The organism is Novosphingobium sp. SG720 (assembly GCF_012275365.1).
GTDB lineage: Bacteria > Pseudomonadota > Alphaproteobacteria > Sphingomonadales > Sphingomonadaceae > Novosphingobium > Novosphingobium rhizosphaerae.
The window spans coordinates 405,245-422,691 of sequence record NZ_JAAZQN010000003.1 but is presented as its reverse complement, the minus strand read 5'-3'; the positions used below and the strand labels follow the sequence as shown (position 1 = coordinate 422,691).

At 64.8% G+C, this 17,447-nt stretch carries 17 protein-coding genes; 7 read left to right on the top strand and 10 right to left on the bottom strand.

What is annotated here, in order from left to right:
- Nucleotides 1-166: 166 nt before the first annotated feature.
- From FHW94_RS14220 to FHW94_RS14210, 3 genes are read right to left on the bottom strand one after another with little or no spacing between them, the layout of a single operon-like run.
- A complete protein-coding gene (locus FHW94_RS14220; protein ID WP_168556474.1) occupies nt 167-550 on the bottom strand; it encodes a hypothetical protein in 384 nt (127 codons plus the stop codon).
- Nucleotides 550-975, bottom strand: a complete 426-nt coding sequence (locus tag FHW94_RS14215; protein WP_168556473.1) for a cytochrome c — start codon at nt 973-975, stop codon at nt 550-552. Before FHW94_RS14215 ends, FHW94_RS14220 begins: the two co-directional genes overlap by 1 nt.
- Entirely contained in the window at nt 972-2,594 is a 1,623-nt protein-coding gene (locus FHW94_RS14210; RefSeq protein ID WP_168556472.1) for an FAD-dependent oxidoreductase, read from the bottom strand. Before FHW94_RS14210 ends, FHW94_RS14215 begins: the two co-directional genes overlap by 4 nt.
- A 193-nt stretch (nt 2,595-2,787) precedes the next feature.
- Between FHW94_RS14210 and FHW94_RS14205 the strand changes: the two genes are divergently transcribed.
- On the top strand, nt 2,788-3,393 hold the full coding sequence (locus FHW94_RS14205) for a hypothetical protein (RefSeq protein ID WP_168556471.1): 606 nt from the start codon (nt 2,788-2,790) through the stop codon (nt 3,391-3,393).
- Nucleotides 3,394-3,539: 146 nt separating this feature from the next.
- On the opposite strand, the gene FHW94_RS14200 is transcribed toward FHW94_RS14205, so the two are convergent.
- From FHW94_RS14200 to FHW94_RS14190, 3 genes are all read right to left on the bottom strand, one after another.
- On the bottom strand, nt 3,540-4,037 hold the full coding sequence (locus tag FHW94_RS14200; protein WP_168556470.1) for a DUF3237 domain-containing protein: 498 nt from the start codon (nt 4,035-4,037) through the stop codon (nt 3,540-3,542).
- Nucleotides 4,038-4,051: 14 nt separating this feature from the next.
- Complete coding sequence (locus FHW94_RS14195) at nt 4,052-6,436, bottom strand: PQQ-dependent dehydrogenase, methanol/ethanol family (RefSeq protein WP_168556469.1); 2,385 nt, start codon at nt 6,434-6,436, stop codon at nt 4,052-4,054.
- A 65-nt stretch (nt 6,437-6,501) separates the two neighbouring features.
- A complete protein-coding gene (locus tag FHW94_RS14190) occupies nt 6,502-7,359 on the bottom strand; it encodes a hypothetical protein (RefSeq protein ID WP_168556468.1) in 858 nt (285 codons plus the stop codon).
- 99 nt (nt 7,360-7,458) lie between these two features.
- Here FHW94_RS14190 and FHW94_RS14185 point away from each other — a divergent pair, with 99 nt between their 5' ends.
- From FHW94_RS14185 to FHW94_RS14175, 3 genes are all read left to right on the top strand, one after another.
- Nucleotides 7,459-7,848 (top strand): nuclear transport factor 2 family protein, encoded by a 390-nt coding sequence (locus tag FHW94_RS14185; RefSeq protein WP_168556467.1) that lies wholly within the window; start codon nt 7,459-7,461, stop codon nt 7,846-7,848.
- Nucleotides 7,849-7,862: 14 nt separating this feature from the next.
- Complete coding sequence (locus FHW94_RS14180) at nt 7,863-8,603, top strand: SDR family oxidoreductase (protein ID WP_168556466.1); 741 nt, start codon at nt 7,863-7,865, stop codon at nt 8,601-8,603.
- Between the two features lie 273 nt (nt 8,604-8,876).
- Entirely contained in the window at nt 8,877-9,311 is a 435-nt protein-coding gene (locus tag FHW94_RS14175; protein WP_168556576.1) for a GxxExxY protein, read from the top strand.
- 3 nt (nt 9,312-9,314) lie between these two features.
- On the opposite strand, the gene FHW94_RS14170 is transcribed toward FHW94_RS14175, so the two are convergent.
- From FHW94_RS14170 to FHW94_RS14160, 3 genes are all read right to left on the bottom strand, one after another.
- Entirely contained in the window at nt 9,315-10,784 is a 1,470-nt protein-coding gene (locus FHW94_RS14170; RefSeq protein ID WP_210425682.1) for an aldehyde dehydrogenase, read from the bottom strand.
- Nucleotides 10,785-10,811: 27 nt separating this feature from the next.
- Nucleotides 10,812-11,222 (bottom strand): nuclear transport factor 2 family protein, encoded by a 411-nt coding sequence (locus FHW94_RS14165; protein WP_168556464.1) that lies wholly within the window; start codon nt 11,220-11,222, stop codon nt 10,812-10,814.
- A 147-nt stretch (nt 11,223-11,369) separates the two neighbouring features.
- Nucleotides 11,370-13,793 (bottom strand): TonB-dependent receptor, encoded by a 2,424-nt coding sequence (locus tag FHW94_RS14160; RefSeq protein WP_168556463.1) that lies wholly within the window; start codon nt 13,791-13,793, stop codon nt 11,370-11,372.
- 200 nt (nt 13,794-13,993) lie between these two features.
- Between FHW94_RS14160 and FHW94_RS14155 the strand changes: the two genes are divergently transcribed.
- Nucleotides 13,994-14,572: a MarR family transcriptional regulator gene (locus tag FHW94_RS14155; protein WP_168556462.1), complete on the top strand. Its 579-nt coding sequence runs from the start codon at nt 13,994-13,996 to the stop codon at nt 14,570-14,572.
- Between the two features lie 19 nt (nt 14,573-14,591).
- Here FHW94_RS14155 and FHW94_RS14150 read toward each other — a convergent pair whose 3' ends face one another.
- Entirely contained in the window at nt 14,592-15,311 is a 720-nt protein-coding gene (locus FHW94_RS14150; protein ID WP_168556461.1) for a nuclear transport factor 2 family protein, read from the bottom strand.
- A 74-nt stretch (nt 15,312-15,385) separates the two neighbouring features.
- Between FHW94_RS14150 and FHW94_RS14145 the strand changes: the two genes are divergently transcribed.
- On the top strand, nt 15,386-16,321 hold the full coding sequence (locus FHW94_RS14145) for an SDR family oxidoreductase (protein WP_168556460.1): 936 nt from the start codon (nt 15,386-15,388) through the stop codon (nt 16,319-16,321).
- A 246-nt stretch (nt 16,322-16,567) separates the two neighbouring features.
- Nucleotides 16,568-17,440 carry a dienelactone hydrolase family protein gene (locus FHW94_RS14140; protein WP_168556459.1) on the top strand — a complete coding sequence of 291 codons (873 nt, stop codon included), beginning with the start codon at nt 16,568-16,570 and terminating at the stop codon, nt 17,438-17,440.
- The last annotated feature ends 7 nt before the right edge of the window (nt 17,441-17,447 follow it).

The window sequence follows — 17,447 nt, the reverse complement described above, 5'->3', positions numbered from 1 at the left end:
ACCCCGGTATTTGTTAGTGTTGCATACTAATTGCGGATCATCGGCGGTCAAGCCGCCACGTGCGTGCGTTTCACGTTTGCTGCCCAAAAAGGCAATTGGGGAGCGCTTCCCCCCGTCATCCCAGGCCGGACGTGGGATGACGGGGGATAGCGAGCCGATGCTGCGGCTAAACCCGCTCTGCCATGCTCCAGCGGAACAGGTTGCGCTTGCCCGAAACCGGGGCGGGCACGGCATTTTCCGCCGTGGGGCGCAGGCCCTGCCCGCGCGCGGCGCCGCGCAGGGTAACCCAATCGCTCCACCCGGTCAGCCCTTCGACGCGGCCCGGCGCCAAGCCGGCCAGGCGGCGGCGCAGCGCCAGAGGACCGTGCATCACGTCATGACGCGCGGCGAGCGGAAAGCTGGCGGCAAAGGCCCGGCTTTCCGCGACGCGGCTGTCGAACACCACCAGCGCGGGTGGTGCCACGGCCTGGGCGCCGGCGGGAAGCGCCGTGCCGGCCGCCACCAGCGTGCCGGTGCGCAACAGCGTGCGCCGATCAAGAGCGCCGCGCATCAACCGGCCTTCCCCAGGTATTTGGCCACGGCGTCAAGCTCGGCATCGGTGATGTCCACGCGGGTTTGCGTGGGCATGGCGCCCTTGCCATTGCGCACCACGGCCTTGACGTAATCGGCGGTCAGATCGGTGCGGTTGGCCAGGAGGCCTTGGTCAGGCGTGCGTCCGATCATGATCTGCTGCTTGGTCACCAGGTTGGTGCCCATGCCACCGGCCAGATGGCAATAGCCGCAATGCGCCTCGAACAGCACTTTGCCATCGCCGCCGGCGGCGTTGCGATCCCCGGCGGGATAGGCCGGGCGGAGTTGATAGGGCGGCGGTGGCCCCGGCGGTGGCCCCATCGGGGCATGGGGTGCATTGCCTTGCGCCAACGCGACCGACGCGCCGAGCACCACGGCCGCCCCTGCCAGAACTGCGCGCTTCATGGCCTTCCTCCCTTGGCGGCGACGCTGCCTTTGGTTACGGCACCCTGCGGCGCGGAACTGCGCTGCGCGGCATAGGCAGCGGGCCACACCCCCTGCTTGCCCGGCGCAATGATGCCATTGGGATCGAGCGCGGATTTCACCTTCTCGTCGAACCGGCGCAGCGCGTGGTTGTTGAAATCGAACGTGTCCATCACCGGGTCCATCCAGCCCAGGTGCGTGCGGTATTCGCCGTAGCCGGCCTTGGCCGTTTCGCTGATCAGCGCATTGAACAGCGCCTTCATGTTCTCGACCATCGGCGCATCGTCGCGATCATACATCAACATGTTGATGTTGTTGGCAAAGCGCCCGCCGATGGTGAAGCTGGCATAGAAATCCACGTCATGATCGGCGATGATCTTGCGGCTGCGCTTCAACTGGCCCAGCACATGCTCGCTGCTGGCCGGCACCACGGGGGAAAAGCCCATGTGCGCGCCGCGCCCGCCGATCCAGTCCGACATCTGCAGCGGCACGGCCGAGGGCACGCCCATGGAGATCTCGTACTGGCCGATGGCGTCGCCCTGGCGCCACCAGTTCTCCTGCGGCGGGGCGGCAAGGTGGCGCTTCATCGCCGCCTTCACGATCTCGGCCTTGGCCTTGATCACGCTTTCCTCGCCATAGAGGCGCAGCGCCACCTGCCAATAGCCCAGCTTGTATTGCTTGAGCAGTTCAGCCACGCGCCATTCGGGAATGGCGCCCGGCTTGTCCCAGAAATCGTGACGCTGCCCTTTTAGCACCATCTTGCCCAGCCAGCTGGGGATGAACACGTTCTGTTCGATCAGCCCGGAAATTTTCATCGGGGCAATGGTATCGACCACCCAGCCGATATCGCCCTCTTCGGGAATGTCGAAGATCAGTTCGAGCGAGGCTTCGGGCGCGGGCTGCAGCCACAGCCCTGCCTTGGTCACCACGCCCAGGTTCGATTGGGTGAACGCCAGATCGAACGTGGGGCCATAGCTGAACGGGAAATGGTGCCAGGCCGGGTTGTTGTTCATCGCGCCCATGCCGGTGCGCAGCAGATCGCCATCGGGCAGCACCACTTCCAACCCGCACAAGTTGCGCGCGTGCAGGCCATAGGGCGTATAGCCGATGCCGTGATCGAGCGCGTTACCGATGACCGAGCCCCAGCCATTGCCCGGCACGCTCATCCACAAGGGATGGTTGCCGCGCAGGATCGCATCGTGGAGGTCAAAGAACCCGACCCCCGGTTCCACCACGCAGGTGGCCAGCTTGGGATCGATGTCGATGATCTTGTTCATCCGCCCCAGGTCGAGCACGATCGACCCGGCCATGCGCGGCGCGGCCGTGCCATAGCCCAGGTTCTTGCCCCGCGCGACGGGCCAGAGCGGCGTCTTGTGCTCGTTGGCCAGGCGCACAATCGCGCGCACTTCCTCCACATTGGCAGGTGCCACGGCGGCAGAGGCCGCCCATTGCTCGGCGTCTCCCGGGGCATAGATATCGGAATAGGCGTCACGGTCGCTTTCGCTGGCCATGACCCAGTCCTTGCCCACCACGCCGGCATAGGCCTTGAGCGCGGTGGCAAAGCCCTGGGGGCTGACGCGGGGCGGCAGGTGCAGTTTCACCGGCAGATTTCTCCCATCACGGTCCCTCACGCGGGGACTCGTTTTCTGACTGGTATTTTCTAACAATTGTTATCGTTGTGCCGCGTGATCAGCTGCGCGTCAAGGCCGCACCTGCATTTCCTGTCGCGCCGCGCGCGCCGCTGCGCTATCACCCCGGCGGGGACCAGGACTTTCAAGCAAGCAAGACCCTGGCATGACGAAACACCGATGGGCGCAAGCCGCCTTTTCCCTGGCGATCCTGGCCGGGACCGCCGCCTGCGACAAACTGACTCCGGGCGCCGATGGTGCCGTTGCCGCCACCGGCGCGGCCGGATCGCTCGATGCCGATCCCAGCGACGGCGCCACGCCCGATGTCTTTACCACCGGCACGCCCGATGATCCGGTGGCCTTCCTCAAGGCGATGTTCGCCGACGATGGCATTGCCGGATCGGTTTCCACCGTGGGCGACCTGCGCCATCGCTATTTCTCCGAAGAGCTTTCGGGCATGCTGTCCGACACGCTGCGCGGCGGCGATACCGTGGCCCTCACCGCCAACCCGCTGTGCCTGTGCAACAACCCCAGCAAGCTGCGCCAGGCGATCATCCTGCAACACGCCGATGCCCGCCACGCCGTCGCCCGCGTGACCGTCACGCGTTATGGCGTGAGCGACGGCCCCACCGCGCATCTGGTCATCACCATGACCAAGGACGTGGAAGGCTGGAAGGTAACCGACGTGCTGTATCCCGATGAAAAGGAAAGCCTGCGCAGCATCCTGGCCAAGGCCAACGCCCCGCAACTGGACGAGAACGCGGCGGTGTGAGGGCGCGGGCCTGGCGCTTCGACAAGCTCAGCCCGAACGGGGTTTTGGGGACAATCTTGCCCCCTTCCGTTCGCCCTGAGCTTGTCGAAGGGCCCCGGCGCTGCGCTCTGCCCACGGGACAGATCGCCGCGAAAACGCCCCGCTGCTCACGTCAGCGCGTAATACTTCACATGGTTGCCATCCGGGCGCCGCTCGCCCACGCCGATGAACACATGGCGCGTCAGCCAGTCGTGCGGTCCCTTGCTCGTCTCGAACGTGGGCTGGGCACGCAGGTAGTATTCGGCGTGGGGCACCGGGGCGCCGCCGGCAAAGGCCCAGGCGCGCAGGCGATCCATCGTGCCCGGTTCGCGCCCCCACAGGAAGCCCTTGTTCTGCATGTAGATCAACGTGCCATCATCCACTTCCAGCACATAGCGCGCATCGAACGCGGCGGTGTCATCCGGGCGAAAGAACGCATAGTCGCCGCCCGAATTGGGCACCGCGCGGCCTTTCAGGCGCGGCCCCTCGAACACGCCTTCGTCCACATAGACCGCGCTGCGCATGCCGCCGCTGGGCAGATCGGGGACCATCTGCACGCGCGTGAATTTGAGCGTGCAGGCAAAGGCGAACTCCAGGCGGGGATTGTCGAGCGTGGAAAAGTCCATGAAACAAGACCCAATCAATAGTTGGATAGGATGGTCAGGCTCGGCCCGTCGATCGGCTTGCCGGCCTTCTGCTTGGCCAGTTCGTCGGCGCGGGTCTTGCCTTGCAGGTCGATCAGATAGGCGTGGATCGCATCGGCATCGCCGGGCTTGAGCACATCGTCCCAGCGCGGCATGCCGGCCGGCAGCAGCGCTCCTTCCAGCACGATCTGCTTGAACGCCTCGTGCGTGGCGGGCTGCATCCGGCGCAAGTCCGGCGCCATGGAGCGGTGGATATTCGCGTGGCAGATCGCGCAGTTGGCAAAGAACAGCCCCTGCCCGCGCGCGATCGTCTCGGCGGTGACCCCGGCCGCTTGCGCCGGTGGCGGCGGCGCCACTTCCAGCGGCGGCAGCAGCGGGGGCAACGGCACTTTGCGGCCATCCAGGCGGAAGACCAGCAGGCGGTTCTGGTTGCCGCGTGCGTAAGCCGCCGAATAGCGCGGGGTAAACGCCCAGCCACCCCCGCCCCAGCCGGCCTGCACCGCGATATATTGCACGCCCTCGACCGTATAGGTGATCGGCGCGGCCATGATCGGGCTGCCCGTCTCGATGGATTTCAGCACCTTGCCATCGCGCGCATCGCGCACCACCAGCTTGCCCGAAAGCGTACCCTGCACGATCAGCCCCGATGCCGTAGCCAGCACACCGCCCCGGTCCTGCCAGCCTTCGCTGTCCACCGCCCACACCGTCTTGCCGGTCAGCGGATCGATCGCGCGCAACTGGCTCTTGCCCGGATTGGCTTTCGCGTCGGCAAAGGCAGGCAAGGCCTTCACCGCCTGCGCCATGGGCGGCGGCAGGGTTTCCACCGCCGCTGCCACATCGGGGGTAAAGATCAGCGCGGCATCGTTGTTGAGCGCGCGGGCGCGATAGGGCTTGGCGCCCGGCGTCATGAAGATCAGGTTGCCGATATCGGCCACCGATCCGTAATAGAGGCCAGTCTGCGGGCTATAGGCCGCCGGAAACCAGTTGCGCGCGCCCACCGTGGAGGGGAACACGATCTTGGGCCCGTCGGTATAGTCCGAGGCTTCCGGGTTCAGGATCGGGCGCATCGTCCCCGGCTCGAACCCCTTGGCCCAATTGACCCGCGCAATGGCATTGGCGCGCAGCACCTGCCCCGTCTTGCGGTCGATCACATAGAGAAAGCCGTTCTTGGGCGCATGGAGGATCACGCCCCGGTCCTGCCCGTCCACCGCCATGTGCGTCAGGATCATTGGCTGGGTGGAGGTGAAATCCCAATTGTCGCCGGGCGTTTCCTGGTAATGCCACACCATCCGCCCGGTCTTGGGATCGAGCGCGACCAGCGAGCCGAGATAGAGATTGTCGCCGCCCGAGGGCGACCGCTTGGACCGGGCATAAGGCCCGCCATTGCCGGTGCCGACCAGGACGTAACCGGTTTCAGGATCGAAATTGATCGCATCCCACGGCGCGCCGCCGCCGCCCACGTCCCAGCGGCTCTTGGGGTCCCAGGTCTTGAGCGCCGCTTCCAGCTCGGGCGTTTCCTGCGGCCCCAGCGCGGGATCATGCGGCACCACGTGCCAGCGCCAGCGGATCGCGCCGGTCTTCACGTCGAGCGCGGTGACATAGCCGCGCACGTCATACTCCGCGCCGCCCATGCCGATCACCACCACGTCGCCCGCCACTTCGGGCGCGCCGGTGGAATTGTCGCCGCGCTTGCGGTCTTCGATGAAATCGGTCTTCCACACCACGGCGCCGGTCTTCGCGTCGAGCGCGTACATCCACCCGTCCAGGGCCGCGATGAACACGCGGCCGTTTGAAACGGCAAGCCCGCGGTTGACCATGTCGCAGCACGCGGTGCGGTTGCGCTGCATGTCCACCTCCGGCTCGAACCGCCAGAGTTCGCGGCCCGACGCCGCATCATAGGCATAAGCGCGCCCGGCATTGCCGGCGACATAGAGCACGCCATCGACCATCACCGGGCTGGCCTCCTGCCCGCGCGCGGTGCCCAGGTCCGCCTCCCACGCCAGGCCGAGGCGCGCCACGTTGGCCGGATTGATGCCGGTGAGCGTGGACCAATGCGTCTTGCCCGCGTCTCCGCCGGGCGCTGGCCATTGGCCGCCGGCCCCCTGGGTGAGCGGCGCCGCAGCGGCCAGCGCCAGGCTGGCGGTGGCGAGAATGGCCAGGTTGCGAACGGAGGTGGCATTCTTCTCCCCCTCCTCTTCAGAGGAGGGGGTCGGGGGGTGGTGGATGCCTTGCGCCAGGTGTCCACCACCCCCGGCCCCTCCTCTGAAGAGGGGAGAACATGGCGGATATTGCCCCTCCCCGTTCAGGCTGCGCTTGTCGAAGCCTTCATCGGTCGAGCGCCGCGCAGGGCCCTTCGACAGGCTCAGGGCGAACGGATTCATGGACCTGAACCCCGTTCGGGCTGAGCCTGTCGAAGCCTCCCGCAGCCAAGCACACACCCCCCGCATCACAGCGCATCCCATGGGCTGGGCATGCGATAGGGCACGGTGATGAAATTGGCCTCGATCTGCTCGATCATGCCGTGGTCGATCTTGAACAGTTCTGAGATGTAGAAGCTGTGCGGCCGGCGCACCGGGCTTTTCACCGTGCGCCCGTCGGTCAATTGATAGGTGTCGATCCGGCCCGAATGATCGATGAAGCCGAACGCCAGGACCAGACCGCGTTCCTCGTCCACCAGGGGAAAGCGGCGCGCGCGCAGTTCGTCGTCATAGCGATAGTTGCCCATGCGGAACTGCTCTTCGCAGCCCAGCGCAGAGACCGGCACGATCTTGGCGAATTCGGGATTGCGGGTGGTCTGCACACCGTTTTCCACGCGCTGGCAATCGGGGTGAAACCGCGTGTGGATCGTGCCGTCGTTCTGCTGCAGCGTGTCGAAATAGCCGTTGGACAGGCGCACCATCTCGGCCCGCTCCACCGGGCTTTCGGGCGCGCGATGCAGGATCGGCTTGTCCCAATAGCGCGGGTTTTCAAACTTGATGCCGCTGTCGGACTGGCGCACGATCAGCAGCTCGGCTTCCGCCACCTCGCCCGCCTCGTTCAGCGCGAGCCGCACAGTCAGCGCCGATTCCTCGATCGCCTCGATCAGGGTGCCGAAATAGCCGACCTGGCGCGTGCGCGTATCGGCAAAACGCAGTTGATAGCTGCCCAGCCCCTGCACTGTGCCCCACACCCCGTCATCGGTGGCCAGCATCACGTTGTTTTCGGAAAAGAGCGCATCGGCTGCCCAATTCACGCGGGCACTGTCGCCCTTGTCCAGCGCCGCCAGAAACGCATCGAGTGCGGCATAAAGGGCCTCGCGGTCCATCATCTCTCCCTTTTCGCGCTCTATTGGCAACAAGCCTTTGACGCGGGTTTAGCCATAGCATATCCTACCAATTGTTAGAATAAAAGGGGAGAGTTGCGGATGTCTCGAACGCCGGCCGAACAGGCCCTGCTGGCGCGCGTGCTGGCCATGTACCAGGATGTGCTGATCGCCATGGATAGCAGCGCAGTCGATCGTTACATCGCCCCGGAATACATCCAGCACAGCTCGCTGGCCGAACCTGGCGTGCCCGCGCTCAAGGCTTTTCTCGACCGCGTCAGGGCCGAATCGCCCGATGCGCGGCAGACGATCCACCGCAGCTTCGTGGATGGCGATCACGTGGTGGTACACACCCATGTGGAACGCTGGCCGGGCGACCCCGGCCTTGCCGTGGTCGATATCTTTCGCTGCCAGGGCGACATGATCGTGGAGCACTGGGACGTGATCCAGGACGTGCCGACCGCGCCGGTCAATCCTCTCCCTCTGTTTTGAAAGGCGCTCGCTTCATGCGCTTTACCGACAAATGCGTGGTCATTCTGGGCGGCAACGCCGGCATCGGCCTGGCTGCTGCGCGCCAGTTCGCTGCCGAAGGCGCCCGGCTTGCGCTTACGGGTCGCAACGAACAGACCCTGCATGCTGCGGCACAGGAATGTGGCGCGCTCGCCGTCCGTGCCGACATGGGCAACGTGGCGCAAACGCGCGCGGCGCTGGCCGAGATCGAGCAGGCGCTGGGCGGGATTGATGTCTTGTTCGTCAACGCCGGCGTCGGCGGCTTTGCCATGGTGCCGGAAGTGACCGAGGACTTCTGGGACCAGATCCACACCGTCAACCTGCGCGGCGCATTCTTTGCCATCCAGCATGCCCTGCCGCTGCTGCGCGATGGCGGGGCCATCGTGATCACCGGCTCGATCGGTTCGGTGGCGGCCGTGCCCGGCAATGTTGCCTATGCCGCCGCCAAGGCCGGCCTGCGCGCCATGGCCCGGATCGTGGCCAAGGAACTGCTGCCCCGCCGCATCCGCGTGAACCTGATCAGCCCCGGCCCCACCGACACCGAAATCTTCAAGCGCGACGCCAGCGCCGAAGAGATCGCCGGCATGCGCGACATGCTGTCATCGGTCGTGCCCATCGGCCGCATGGGCACCGCCGAAGAAGTGGCCAGCGCCGCCTTGTTCCTAGCCAGCAACGAAGCCAGCTTCATCAACGGCGTCGATCTCTATGTGGACGGCGGGTGCCTGGAATTGGGGTAAAGCCAGCCGGTTGCCCTTACACAAATTGTGAAAAATCGGCGCAGCCGAAGCGAATAATCCTTTCTTCTTCCCTTTGTGGCTTTGTGTCTTTGTGTGAAATTAAAATGGATAATTTGTTTCACACAAAGACACAAAGCCACAAAGAAGAAGGGAAATGACGTTTTTGCTCCGACTGCGCCGGATTCGGCTTTCTTTTCATACGTGCGGCGAGGCACTGCCAAACTGGCGGCATTCTGGCTTGTCGGGGTTGAGTCTACGGCACACTATGCAGTGATGTATGGCAGCAACGCCTCGGCAGACCTGGAAACGCTTGCAGCAGCCGTCATCGACTGCGGATACAAGCTGCACGTTGATCTGGGGCCGGGACTGTTGGAATCCGTCTATGAGGCGATCTTGTGCCATATGCTGGAGCAGCGCGGCATGCAGGTGGAGCGCCAGAAAGCCATACCTATCGTCTGGCACGGCATGGTGATGAGCGAAGGTTTTCGCGCCGATTTGATTGTGAACAACGCCCTGCTGGTTGAAATCAAGTCACTGGAACGATGCGCCCCGGTGCATGGAAAGCAAGTGCTGACCTACTTGCGCTTGCTGTCCATGCCCTTGGGGCTGCTGCTGAATTTTGGCGGCGCCACATTCCGGGAGGGCGTACGCCGCATCGCCAACGAGTATTATGGCTTGCGGCCACAAAGCCGCCACGCCACCGAGTGAGCGTCACAGCCCTTCCGGCAGCGCATCCAGCAGCATCGTCTTGGTTTCCACGTAGGGCATCAGGCCTTCCGGCCCGCCTTCGCGGCCCACGCCCGATTGCTTGAAGCCGCCGAACGGCAGGCCGAAATCCATGCGCAGTCCGTTCTGGCCAAAGCCGCCGGTGCGGATGCGACGGCCGATGGCCCAAGCGGCCTGCGCGTCGTGGGTCAGCACCGAACCGTTGAGGCCATAGGCGCTGGCATTGGCCACGGCCACGGCCTCCTCTTCGTCGTCCACCGGGATGAGCGACAGCACCGGGCCGAAAATCTCTTCCTGGGCGATCGCGTCGGCGTTGTCGACGTTGGCAAACAACGTCGGCTCGATGAAATAGCCGCGGTTCAAGTGGCTGGGCCGGTTGCCGCCGGTCACCAGATCGGCGCTGGCCTTGCCTTGGGCGATATAGCCCTCGATCCGCTCCAACTGGCGCTGCATGGCCACCGGGCCAAGCTGGGCGGTGGGATCATCGCTATGCCCAATGACCACCTGCTTCATTTCACGGGCGATCGCCTCGGCCAGCTCGTCGTGCCGGGCGCGCGGCACGATCACGCGGCTTAGCATCGCGCAAACCTGCCCGCTCATCATCGTAATCGTGCCGGTCAGCAGCTTGGCGGCATGGTCGATGGCGAAATCGTCGCGCACGATGGCAGCAGACTTGCCGCCCAGTTCCAGCGTGCAGCGCGCCACGCGGCCGGCGCAGACCTGGCCGATGCGCTTGCCCGCCAGGGTCGATCCGGTGAAGCTGACCTTGTCCACGCCGGGGTTGCTGACCAGGTGATCGGCCGCCTCACGATGGCTGGGCACCAGGTTGACCACGCCGGGCGGCAGGCCCGCCGCCTGTGCCGCTTCGGCAATGATATAGGCTTCCAGCGGGGTTTCGGGTGACGGCTTCATCACCACGCAGCATCCGGTCAGCAGGGCATAGGCCACCTTGTTGGCCATGATGCCGAACGGACCGTTCCACGGCGCGATGGCGGCCACCACGCCCACCGGTTCCTGCACGATCAGTGCGGCGGCGGCGGCATGGCTGGGGCGCTGTTCCACGAAGGGGAAGTTTTCAGCAAAGCCGGCAATGCCATCGAGCGCGAACAGCGCGCCCTGGTGCATCGGCCCGGCAAAGCTGGCCAGCCCACCGATCTGCGCGGTCCAGGCGCGCGCCAGTTCTTCGGCACGCGGGCGCATGTGGTCGATCATCGCCCGGAATGCCGCAATCCGCGCGGCCGGCGGCGTGGTCGGCCAGGGGCCATGGTCGAACGCGGCGCGGGCGGCGGCCACGGCGGCGTCCATGTCCACCTCGTCCGCCTCGGCCACGCGAGCCACGACCTGCTCGCTGTCGGGCGAGACCACCTCGATCAGCCGGCCGCTGTGGGCCGGCACCCACGCTCCGCCGATGAAAAGGCGCTCGGGATGGGCGATGTGCACGCCCTGGGGAAGCAGCATGGGACTTTCCTTACCTTGCATGGATCAGGCCGCGAGGGGCGGCGGCAGCGCGCATTCCACTTTCTCGATGCGGCCATCGCGCGTGGTGTAGAAGATGAACTGGCGGATTTCCTGCACCTGGCCTGCCTGGATGGGGAAGAATCCGATTGCCCCCTTGGCATCCAGTTCTTCGCGCGTCAGGTCGCGCAGCGCCTCGATCCGCACGATCGCATCCACGGCAGTGGCCGTGTCGCTTGCGGCAAAGTTATGGATCGAAACGCTTTCCTTCACGCAGGAATGCAGCCAGCCATAGAACGCCTTCAATTCTTCACGGCTGGTGATGACAATGCCGAAGAATTCCATGTGCGGCGGATCGACATAAAAGTCGGCCACGCCGTCATAGTCCTTGGCATTGAACGCGGCCAGGTAGCGTTCGTAGCCGGCTCGATCGAGCATTGGCCCTTCTCCCGTTGGTCCGGCCGGATTCGGCCCTGCCTCAACGCTAACAAATGATACGGTTATGGCAAGCCCGAACCATGCCCTGAAACGAAAAGGGGCAGCCCTTGCAGGCTACCCCTTTCCCCTCATGACTGGAAAATCAGTTCAGAACTTCTTGGCCACGCTCAGCGCCCATTCGCGCGGGCGTCCCACGTTGCTGTAGACCGTGCCGGCCGAGGCATAGAGCGCCTGGAAGCGCAGCGGCAGGTAATAGTACTTGTCGAACAGGTTCTGCACTTCAAAGGCGACGGTCAGGTCTTCCTTCTCGTTGCGCCAGGTCAGCCGCGCATTGCCCACGGCAAAGGCCGGGTTGTAGTCCAGCGGGCGGGTGCCACTCAGGCGGCCCACGCTTTGCTTGCCGGTATAGGCAAGGTCGAAGCGCGGAGTAAGCGAGCCGTGGCCTTCCACCGGGATGCGATACTGGATGCCGAAGCTGCCGCGCCAGTGCGGCGTGACGATCGGATCCTGCAATTGGATCGATTTACCCACCGTGGCGCCGATCCGGTTCCATTTGCCGTCGATCCAGCTGAGCGTGGCGTCGATATCCAGCCCTTCGACCGGGTGCGCGGTCAATTCCGCTTCAGCGCCCCACATCTTGCCATCGCCGGCATTGCCGATCGCCGCGCAGGGGAACGGATCGGTGCCCACGGCAAAGCCGTCAAGGATCGAGCAGTCCGCCAGCGGGAGTTGGATATTCTTGTAATCGTTGACGAAGCCCGAAAGGTTGAAGCGCACCCTGCGATCGAACAAGTCAGACTTGATGCCCACTTCATAGGCGGTGAGCGTTTCGGGTGTGAAGGTGCCGTTGACGGCCTGGTTCTTGGTGAACGGCCGCGCGGTAACGCCGCCGCCCTTGAACCCGGTGCTGACCGTGGCATAGGCCAGCAATTCGGGGCTGAAGCGATAATCCACCGACAGGCGCCAGTCGAGCTTGCTGCCGTTGTAGTTCGCCACCGTGCCATCGAGCGCGCCCACGCCGAAGATGTCGGTCAGCGTGCCGCCCGACCAGTTCTTGCGCACGAAGGTATAGTCCTTGTGCTCCTTGGTATAGCGCAACCCGCCCGTGATGTTGAGACCGGGCGTGGGATGCAGGATCACGGTGCCGAATGCGGCCTTGCTGTTGGCGTTGACCGGGTCATTGCCCAGGAACTGCAGGAACAGGAACGGCGCGCCGTGGCCGATGTAGCGGATGTCCTGCCGCGTGAAATAGACCGAGGTCTGGTCGTTGTAAAACCCGCCGATCGTCCAGTCGGCCAGATCGCCGATCTTGCCGTTGAGGCGCAGTTCCTGGCTGAAGAAGTGGAAGCGCAGATCGTTGTAGCCGGCCCCGGCAATGTTCGGATCGGGCGTGAAATCGTCGTCGGTGCCGAACGTCTGCTTGTACTTGCGATAGGCGGTGATCGAAACCAGCTTGAGATCGTCGGTCAGGCCCAAGGTCAGGTTGCTGGAAACGCCCCAGCCGGAAAACACCGTGTTGCGCGGCATGGAATAGCTTTGCGCGGCTTGGCCACCTGCATCCATGTACCAGTTGGCATACGTGCAGCGCGGGCCGCAGATGAAATTGATGCCGTCGGTCTTGGTGGTATCGTCCACCGTCAGCACGCTCGCCGCGTTGGAGCGGTTTTCGTAGGTATAGTCGCCGGTCACGACCCAATCGATCTTGTCGTTGGGATTGTAGCGCAGCGAGCCGCGCAGGCCGGAATAGTTCTTCTCGCCCAGCTTGCCGGTCACGCAGTTGGCCGGCACGTTAGCGCCCGCCGTCAGCCCCAGCGAATTGCCCGGCTTGGCACAGCCATAGTCGACGATGTCGATATAGCCGTCCTGGCGCTTGTACACGCCCGAGACGCGGGCATAGAGCCCGTCGGCCAGCTGGAAATTCAGGCTGCCGCGCAGATCGACGCGGTTGCGCGCGCCATAGACAGCTTCGATCTGGCCGGAATCCCCCGGCTGCGGCTTGACCGAAAACATCTTGATGGCCCCGCCGATCGAGTTACGCCCGGTCAGCGTGCCCTGCGGCCCGCGCAGCACTTCCACCCGGTCGAGATCGAGCAGGTCCATCACCGAGCCGGTCAGCGTGGCATAGTAGACATCGTCGACATACATGCCCACGCCCGGTTCATAGGCCGGATTGAAATCGTACTGGCCGATGCCGCGGATGTAGGCGGCCATCGACGAACCGAACGCCCCGCCCATCTGGGTAAGCTGCACGTTGGGCGCTTGGGCCGCGATCTGCGAAATGTCGGTCTGGTTGCGCGCGGCCAGCAGCCCGGCATCCACCGCGGTGATCGAAAGCGGCGTGTCCTGCAGGCGCTGGTTGCGGAACTGCGCGGTCACCACGATCTCGCGAATGCCCTGGTCTTCGCTCGCCGCCTGCGCATCGCCCTGGGGCGTGGTGGCCTGCGGTGCGGGCGCCTGCTGCGGCGCTGCATCGGCAGCCTGCGCGGCCGTGCTCAGCGCCAATGCCATGGCGGCCGCGCTGCCTGCGGCAAAAAGACGCAACGATAGCGTGTTGGGAATCATGCTGGCCATAAGCCCCTCTCCTGGATCGGCCCGTTATCGAGCCTCGTTCTGTTTGTTAGTTAGACATACTAATTAGCAGAGCGCAAGAGGGCGTTTGCAGCCGCATTCGGATAATAACAACTGATGCAATCCAACAACAAGCCCGAATGCGCACGATGCCGCCAAAATCGGCGGAATTCTGCGCCATTCACCATGCAGCGCAGCAAAGCATGCGGCCTCTTGCCGCGCTTGCCGTGGTTGTCATACTAAGCGGCATGATCAGCCGCACGAACTCGGGCCGCACCGCCGCCGAACCACCCCGCAATGCCATGGATGGCGTGGACGAGGACGCCGCGCTGCTGGTCGATCTGTTGAAACTGGCCACCTTTGTGGCCAACCCGATGCGCATCGGCGTGGCCGAGCCGCTGGACCTGGCGCCGACCGACTTGCGCATCATCCTGGCGCTGGGCGGCGAAGGCGAACTGGCCGGCCACGAACTTTCGGAAATCATGGGCGTCCCTCCCATGAATGTCAGCCGCGCGCTGGTTGCACTGCATCATAAAGGCCTGGTGGAACCGGGCGAAGACTTGCGCAATCGCCGGCGCAAACCGTTCCGTTTGAGCGAGGCCGGACAGGCCATGTTCGACCGCAGCGTGCCCGCCATGGCCGAAGTGAGTCGCCAGCTCTTTGCCGATTTCAACAGCCGTGACCGCGGCACGTTCCGCCGCGCCGCCAGCCGGCTGCTGGCGCGGATGACCCAGTGGGACCACCAGCTGGATCAACCGCGCGAAAGCCAGGACGTGGCCTAGCACGCCTAGGCGCGGCCGATCAGGGCCAGCGCTTCTGCAAGGGGGTGAAATCGCCCACGGCAAAGGCAGCAGCCAGCACTGGATGGGCAAAGCTCATCGGCACTTCCTGGCGATGCGGCCAGGTTTCGCGCACTTGCGTTTCGGGCAGGATCACATCGGGCCCGATGGGATTTTCGGGGTAGCATTGCACCGCCGGCTGCAGGTGCGCGGTGGTCTTGGCCCAGCCGGTTTCATAGTCGGCCTGCCATTGCATCATGTAGTCCAAGCGCTTGATCTTCCAGACGCCGTCTTCCTTCACATAGTCGTTTTCATAGATGCCCGATTCCCAGAACTGCTGCGGCATCCCTTCGGGCTTGGCATCGAGGATCGCATCGTGCCAGCCGCCGGCCAGGATGCCGCGAAAGCGGCCCTTGGCGGTCTGGCCATCGGGCGCCAGCGTGATCACGTCCTGCAACTGGAAATGGTCGAGCAGCAGGCCCTTGACCGGCCCGCGCCGCCCGCCGGTAAACAGGTTCTGGAACCAGGTACCATAAAGGCGCATGATCCCTTCGTAGCCGCGATATTCGCCCGACAGGAACACCACGGCGCCATCCTTGGCAAACAGGCCGGCCACTTCCTCGGGCCGGTTGTAGTCGATGTAATAGCCATAGGCCCACTGCAGGCGGCGGATGGCGTTGACATCCTCGATCTGCGTCACGCGCGCTTCCAGGTCGGCAAGGCGCTGCTCCAGCTCGCTCATTTTAGGCTCTCCCATTCTCTTTGTTAGTATGCAACACTAACGATTATAGAAAAGATGGCGAGAGGAAATCATCGATGCACGCGCAAGAAAACCACGCGCCCTGGGCCGGCCAGGTGGCGCTCGTCACCGGCGGTGGAACCGGCATCGGCCTGGGCGTGGCGCGTGCTTTCAGCGATGCGGGCATGGCCCTTGCCCTGACCTATCGCGACACGCGGCAACGCGATGCCGTCGCCGCGCAGTTTGCCGCAGAAGGGCGCCCCGCGCCGCTGTTCCTCGCGCTTGACGTTACCGACCGTGCCCGCTGGGCCGAAGTGGTGGCACAGACCGTGGCGCATTTCGGCGCGCTGCACGTGCTGGTCAACAACGCCGGGGTCAGCGTGTTCGGCGATACCGACGAGGCGAGCTTTGCCGATTACGACTGGATCATGGGGGTCAATTTCGGCGGCGTGGTCAATGGCCTGGTCAGCGCCCTGCCGGCGATCAAGGCCGCCAGCGGCCCCCGCGCCGTGGTCAACGTGGCCAGCATGGCCGCTTTCCTGCCCGGCCCCCAGGCGGGCATCTACACCGCCAGCAAGTTTGCCGTGCGCGGGTTGACCGAATCGCTACGCTATAACCTGGCGCCCCATGGCATCGGCTGCGCCCTGTGCTGCCCTGCCCTGACCCGCACCAATGCCTGGGACAGCGCGCTCAAGCGGCCCGAGGCCTTTGGCGAAAGCGGCTTTGCCCCGGTGAGCGCGGCGGAATTGCAGCAGTTCGGCACCGCGTTCGAAGCGGGCATGGACCCTTATGAAGTGGGGCAGAAGATCTTTGCCGGCATGGCGCGCGGCGATGGCCTGATCCTGACCCACCCCGAATTCGCCGAGGATTTCCGAGAAATCTATGAAGCCAGCCTGGCTGCCCTGCCGCAGGAAGAAGCCCCGCCGGCCCGGCTGGAAATCGAACGCCTGCGCCGCGCGGCCATGGCCCAGGCGCAGGCCGGCATCAAGGTGGGCCTGGCAGACCTCACCTGAAACCGCCTGCCCCAAAAACCGATTCCCGTTGCCCGCCCGCCTGCGCTAAGAGATTGTTTGGAAATCCGGCTTTGCCGGATTTGCGGCACCGGCCCGCTCCCCCACCCGACCTCCCAACGATAGTACCCTATGGGAGGTCGGGTGGGGGAGCGGGCCGGTGCCGCAACGAAAATGCGCCATAGCGCATTTTCCAAACAGACTCTAATCCTGTGGGCGGACGGGGAACAGGTTCTGGAGAGACGCGCCATGTGCGACAGCTTGACCGAAGACGACAACACGCAGTGGCTGGCGGTGAACCGTCGCCAGTTCGCCGCCATGGGTGCTGGCGCCGCCACCCTGGCCATTGCGCCCGGTTGCGTGGCCGCCACCCCGGCCGGTTTGGCAACGCAATCGCGCCCGGTTACCATCGAGACGGCCGACGGCACGGCCGATGGTTTCTTCGTCTATCCCACCAAAGGCAAGCATCCCGCCGTGCTGCTCTGGCCCGACATCGCCGGCCTGCGCGATGCGTATCAGACCATGGCCACGCGCCTGGCCGCAGCCGGCTTTGCCGTGCTGGCGATCAACCATTATTACCGCAACAGCCCGGCCCCGGTGCTGCCTGATTTTGCCGCCTGGCGCACGCCCGAAGGCCAGCAGAAACTGCAACCGATGATCCAGGCGCTGAGCCCGGAAAAGATCCAGGCCGATGCCGGCAGCTATATCGACTGGCTCGACCGGCAGCCGCAGGTGGATACGGCGCACAAGATCGGCACCCAGGGCTATTGCATGGGCGGCCCCTATACCGTGTTCGCGGCCTATGCCCGGCCCGCGCGGGTTGGCGCAGCGGTTTCGTGCCACGGCGCCAACCTGGTGAACGACACTGCCAACAGCCCGCACAAACTGCTGGGCCAGACGCAAGCCTCGTTCATCTTTGCCATCGCGCAAAACGACGATGCCCGCGCGCCGGGTGACAAGACCGCACTGAAGGATGCCGCCGCGGCCGCCGAGCGCCCGGCCGATGTGGCCGTCTATCCCGCGCAGCACGGCTGGTGCACGATCGACGCGCCGGTCTATGACAAGGTCCAGGCCGAAAAGGTCTGGAGCAAGCTGCTCGCGCTCTACGCCAAGGCTTTGTGATTTTGGT